Origin of the sequence: Dokdonella sp., from assembly GCF_049593775.1 — a bacterium.
GTDB lineage: Bacteria > Pseudomonadota > Gammaproteobacteria > Xanthomonadales > Rhodanobacteraceae > Dokdonella.
Map to the genome: position 1 here is coordinate 1 of NZ_JBAWHJ010000468.1, position 5,073 is coordinate 5,073.

General features: G+C 61.6%; 4 protein-coding genes. 3 read left to right on the top strand and 1 reads right to left on the bottom strand.

Annotation, left to right across the window (positions count from 1 at the left end):
- Both WBP53_RS16095 and WBP53_RS16100 read left to right on the top strand, forming a co-directional pair.
- Nucleotides 1–1,909, top strand: a 1,909-nt coding sequence (locus WBP53_RS16095; protein ID WP_423930749.1) for a M13 family metallopeptidase, incomplete at its 5' end; no start/stop codon positions are given.
- Nucleotides 1,910–2,157: 248 nt separating this feature from the next.
- Entirely contained in the window at nucleotides 2,158–3,759 is a 1,602-nt protein-coding gene (locus WBP53_RS16100) for a bifunctional diguanylate cyclase/phosphodiesterase (RefSeq protein WP_423930755.1), read from the top strand.
- 44 nt (nucleotides 3,760–3,803) lie between these two features.
- On the opposite strand, the gene WBP53_RS16105 is transcribed toward WBP53_RS16100, so the two are convergent.
- The gene (locus WBP53_RS16105; RefSeq protein ID WP_423930751.1) at nucleotides 3,804–4,502 is read right to left on the bottom strand and encodes an SDR family oxidoreductase; all 699 of its coding nucleotides are present in this window, start codon (nucleotides 4,500–4,502) and stop codon (nucleotides 3,804–3,806) included.
- Nucleotides 4,503–4,643: 141 nt separating this feature from the next.
- Here WBP53_RS16105 and WBP53_RS16110 point away from each other — a divergent pair.
- On the top strand, nucleotides 4,644–5,073 hold a 430-nt coding region (locus WBP53_RS16110), incomplete at its 3' end, for a M16 family metallopeptidase (RefSeq protein ID WP_423930753.1).

The window sequence follows — 5,073 nt, forward strand, 5'->3', positions numbered from 1 at the left end:
CAACTACGTCAATGGCGAATGGGTTCGCTCTACCGAAATACCGGCGGATCGATCCAGCTACAGCATCTTCAGCGCGCTGAGCGAACAGACGCAAAAGGACACGCGGGCCATTCTCGAATCCGCATCCACGGATGTGAGCGCAGAAGGCGACCGCAAGAAGATCGGCGCCTGCTACGCCGCCTACATGGATGAGCCGGGGATCGAGGCAAAAGGGGCCAAACCCGTGCAGGCGGAACTCGACGCGATCGCCGCCATTGCCGACAAGGCCGCACTGGCCAGTACATTCGGAGCGCAGTTGCGAGCCGATGTTGATCTGCTCAATGCGACCGACTATCACACCGATCGACTGCTCGGACTCTGGATCACGGCCAACCTGCTGAAGCCCGACGAGTACGCGCCCTATCTCGTGCAGGGCGGGCTGGGCATGCCGGATCGCGACTTCTATCTGGAAGACGGGCGCATGGTCGAGTTGCGCGCGGAGTATCAGGCTCATATCGCTCGAGTGCTGACCCTGGTCGGCATCACCGATGCAGAGGCACGCGCTTCGCGCATTCTTGCCCTCGAAACCATGATCGCGCGCGCGCACGTCAGCCAGCTCGAAACCGGCGATGTCGAGAAGGGCGCCAACACCTGGTCGCGTGCAGACTTCGACAGTCGCGCGCCGGGCATCGACTGGTCCTCGTTCCTTGATGCGGCTGGCCTTTCCGACACAGCCACCTTCATCGTCTGGCAGCCCACTGCGGTGAGTGGCATTGCCGCCGTCGTTGCGAGTCAGCCGCTGGGAGACTGGCAGGATTATCTGCAGTTCCACGCACTGGAGCGCGCATCACCGTATTTGTCCAAGGCCTTCGTCGACGAACACTTTGCGTTCAACGGCACGGCCTTGTCGGGCACACCACAACTGGGCGAACGCTGGAAGCGCGGCGTGGAAGAGTGCGACAACGTGATCGGCGAAGCGGTTGGCAAGATCTACGTGCAGGAACACTTCACTCCCGAGACCAAGGCGCGGGCCAATGACATGGTGCGCAATGTGCTCGCGGCGTTCGGCAAGCGCATCGATGCCGCCGAATGGATGTCCGCGGAGACCAAGGCGCGTGCACGATCGAAACTGGAGGGCACTCAGGTCGGCATGGGCTATCCGGATCGCTGGCGCGACTATTCGGGCCTTGAGGTTCGAAGCGATGATGCCTATGGCAATGCGCAGCGGGCGCTGCTGTTCGACTACCACCGCAACCTCGCCAAGCTCGGCCAGCCGATCGACCGCGGCGAGTGGTACATGAGCCCGCAAACCGTCAATGCGCTGAACGTGCCGCTGGAAAACCGGCTTATTTTCCCGGCAGCCATCCTGCAGGCCCCGTTTTTCGATGCAGCCGCTGACGACGCGATCAACTACGGCGCCATTGGTGGCGTCATCGGCCATGAGATCAGCCACAGCTTCGACAACATGGGCGCCCTGTTCGACGAAACCGGAAAGCTCGACAACTGGTGGACCAAGGAAGATTTCGCCCGTTTCGAGGCGGCTGGAGCGGCTCTGGCGGCTCAATACGACACCTACAAACCATTTCCCGACCTGGCCGTGAACGGTGAACTGACGCTAAGCGAGAACATCGCCGACGTGGCCGGTCTGGCAACTGCCTACGACGCCTACACAATGGCGCAGGCAGGTTCGAAGCCGATAGTCCTGGATGGATTCTCCCCTGATCAACGCGTATTTCTCGGCTGGGCGCAGGCCTGGCGTGGCAAGTATCGGGAAAAGGCCTTGCGCAACGCGGTTCTGACCAATGTCCACGCCCCGGGCCCCTACCGCGCGCAAACCGTTCGCAACATCGATGGCTGGTATGACGCATTTGATGTGAAGGAGGAGCAAGCCCTGTATCTGGTGCCGGAGCAACGGGTCAAAGTCTGGTAGGGCATGCCAGCCTGATCGCAGAAGCCCCGCCTGGGTGGCTCCCGGCGGGGCTTTCAATGACTTCGGCCGGGGAAATTGGAGCGGCCGTACCGCGGCCTGGCTTTTGATGCCAGCAGCCCACCGCTGTCATTAACTGCCTGTCTCCGACGCTTGACCCCGCGAAATTGCACAATCAGGCGGGGTTCTGCGGGGCTGGCGCGACCTTTGCATTGCCATGGCATCGACCTGAATCGATTGCCCCCGTGAGAATGGAATCAGCCTGCACCAACATCGCCGAAGAGCCGGCGCACCTGTCGCCGCCAATCCAGACGGCGGTTGACGCACGTCAGCGCAACGCACTTCTGCTGTTCCCGCCAGGCGTCCGCTTGCCCGAGGGCTGGCAGGCGCCGTGGATCCAGGCTGGCTGGAATGTTTCCAATTGCAGCGGCTCGGATCGCATTCCCGCCGCCCTGCACGGGCCCGGCGCCTCGGCGCTGATTGCGTCTCCCTGGGCCGAAGTCGGCAAACCTTCACTGAGGAACACGGTCGCCCGCGGCCTGAAAGTGCTGGAGGAGTCAACCGGACCTTTGCGCGACATCAAACCGGCGAATACCGCCAGTGCGGCCGGCATGTTGCGACGATCGGACTTCCTTGCCCGCTTGTCACAAGTCATCGCGACACCACCCGAGGCTTGCTGCATTCTGGTTTCGGTGATTGTCGACCAGGCAGCTGCACTGACGACGAGCCTCAAGCGCACCGCAATATTCGAGCTTGAAGAAAAGATCTCGCAACGCCTGGCGGCGGTGTTGCAGAAATCCGATGCGATGACGATCTGGCTCGAGTTCGGATTCGGCATCCTCCTCCAGCGAGCAGACAGCAAGGAAATACTGGAACAGGCCGAACAGATCTGTACCAGCATTGCCAGCAAACCGTTCCTGATCGACGGAGAGCCCCGTTCGCTGACCGTTTCCACCGGGCTTGCCTTGCCGCCGCGCGAATCACGCGGCGACGGCGCACATCAATGGTTCGCCTCCGCCTACGCCGCTCAGGGCATGGCCAGCCGTCACGGCGGCAATCGCAACGAAGGCGTACTCAGCCGCGATTACGAGCCGATGCCTGCCGAGCGCGTCCTGATCATTCGTGAGTGGGTACAGGACGCGAAGTCCGGCACCAACATCATGGTCGAATTCCAGCCGCTGATGCCGATGAGCGCCGACGCGGGTGAACTGTATTCCGTGCACGCCAAGTTGCGTGACTATCGCGACCCGCTGGGTGGCGTCTACCGGCGCGAGTACCTGCGCATAGCGCGTGAAGCCGGTGCCATGATCATGATCGATCGCACCTGCCTGTTCCACGCCTTCGAAACCCTGCAGCAGGAATTCGACCGTGGCCGCAGCACGCGCCTGCTGGTTCCGATTGAACTGGACACGCTCAAGGACCTTCCGTGGCGCTGGTTCGAGGCCGAGTTGAAGCGACGCCGCCACCTTGCCGATCGACTGACGGTAGAGATCGAGGCCAGCCCGGTGCTGCTGGACAAGGACAGCATCAAGCGCATCGTGCGACTGCGCCACTACGGTGTGCGCGTCGGCCTGAGTGACCCGCGTGAACGCCTCGACCAGGTGGAGCTTTGGTCGAAGCTGCCGCTGGACACGCTGCAACTGCAGCACCAGGCCGCGCAGGCATTGACCGATCAGCAGTTCCGCGCGGCCTTGCATCCGTGGCGCTCGAAGGGACGCCATTTGATCGTGGATTCCGTGGAAGATGTCGATGCGGTGTCGCGTCTATCTGCGCTCGGGGTCGACCATCTGCGCGGCAATGCGCTGGCCGAAATCGGCCCGCGGCTCGATTACGATTTCTCGGCGGCCGTCTAGCTGCCTCGAACGACTGACCACCAGGTCAGCTCCGCGCCATCCTGCTACCAGGGCACGGGCTCGCCGGTATTGCCGAGAAACTGGCCGATCGTATTCGGATCAAACTCAAGGCCATCGATGACCTTGAGCATGTTGGCGACCGATTCAGTGACGTCCAGGTCAGCCTTGTCTCCGCCCATTTCGGTCCTGACCCAACCCGGGCTGAGCGCGAGCACGGCAATCCCGCGATCGGCCAGCGCATGCCCGAGCAGACGCACAGCCATGTTCAGCGCCGCCTTGCTGATGTTGTAGCTCGGCGTACCGAATCGCTGTGTGCGTGCGATGGAGCCGAGGCCAGAGCTGATCGAAACTACCTTTGCTTTTTCTGCCAGTCGTGTGGCCAGCGATTGTGTCAGCAGGAACGGCCCCTGGGCGTTCGTGGTGAAGGCCTGATCCAGCGCCTTTGCCTCAACCTCACCGAACGCTTCACCGGGAGTCAGCACGCCCGCATTGTTGATCAGCACGTCGATGACGATTTCGAGCATGCCGATTTCGCGCACGAGTTCGTCGATGGAACGCGGCTCAGCGACATCCAGTGGCAGCACCTTGAGGTGGCCCGGATACTCTCCACTGAGCTGATTCAGTTCCGATGCGCGCGCAGTGTGGCGACAGGCGGCGATGACGCGATCACCGCGTGCCAGAAGCTGGCGAATGAATTCGAGGCCAATCCCGCGATTGGCGCCGGTTATCAGATACTGGGCCATGTCGGTCTCCTCTCGGCGGAAATTACCGAACTTTCGTCAATGCATCCCAGTCTACTCTCCTCCAATTACCAACGACCGTTGCGGCAGAATGCCTGCGCCGCTAGCCTGACCGATCTCGCTGGACGAATTCTGGAAAACCACATGCGCAAGTTGTTTTGCTCCGCCCTGCTGTTTCTTGCCGTTGCAGTCCCGGCGTTTGCCGCCAGCGACAACATCGATATTCCTTTCACGCGATTCACCTTGCCGAATGGCCTGACCGTGATCGTGCACGAAGACCACAAGGCGCCTGTGGTTGCGGTCAGTATCTGGTATCACGTCGGCTCGGCTGACGAGCCTGCCGGCAAGACCGGTTTCGCACATCTGTTTGAGCACTTGATGTTCTCCGGATCGGAGAACCGGGAGGGCAGCTATTTCGAACCATTCGAAAAGGTGGGTGCCACCGACATGAATGGCACGACCTGGTTCGATCGCACCAACTATTTCGAAACCGTTCCAACCACGGCACTCGACATGGCCTTGTGGATGGAATCGGACCGCATGGGCCACCTGCTCGGCGCCATCGGCCAGGAAG

What these genes read in the sequence shown, in the direction of transcription:
- WBP53_RS16100 (WP_423930755.1), top strand. Translation starts at nt 2,158, where the DNA reads ATGGAATCAGCCTGCACCAACATCGCCGAAGAGCCGGCGCACCTGTCG.
- WBP53_RS16105 (WP_423930751.1), bottom strand. Translation starts at nt 4,502, where the DNA reads ATGGCCCAGTATCTGATAACCGGCGCCAATCGCGGGATTGGCCTCGAA.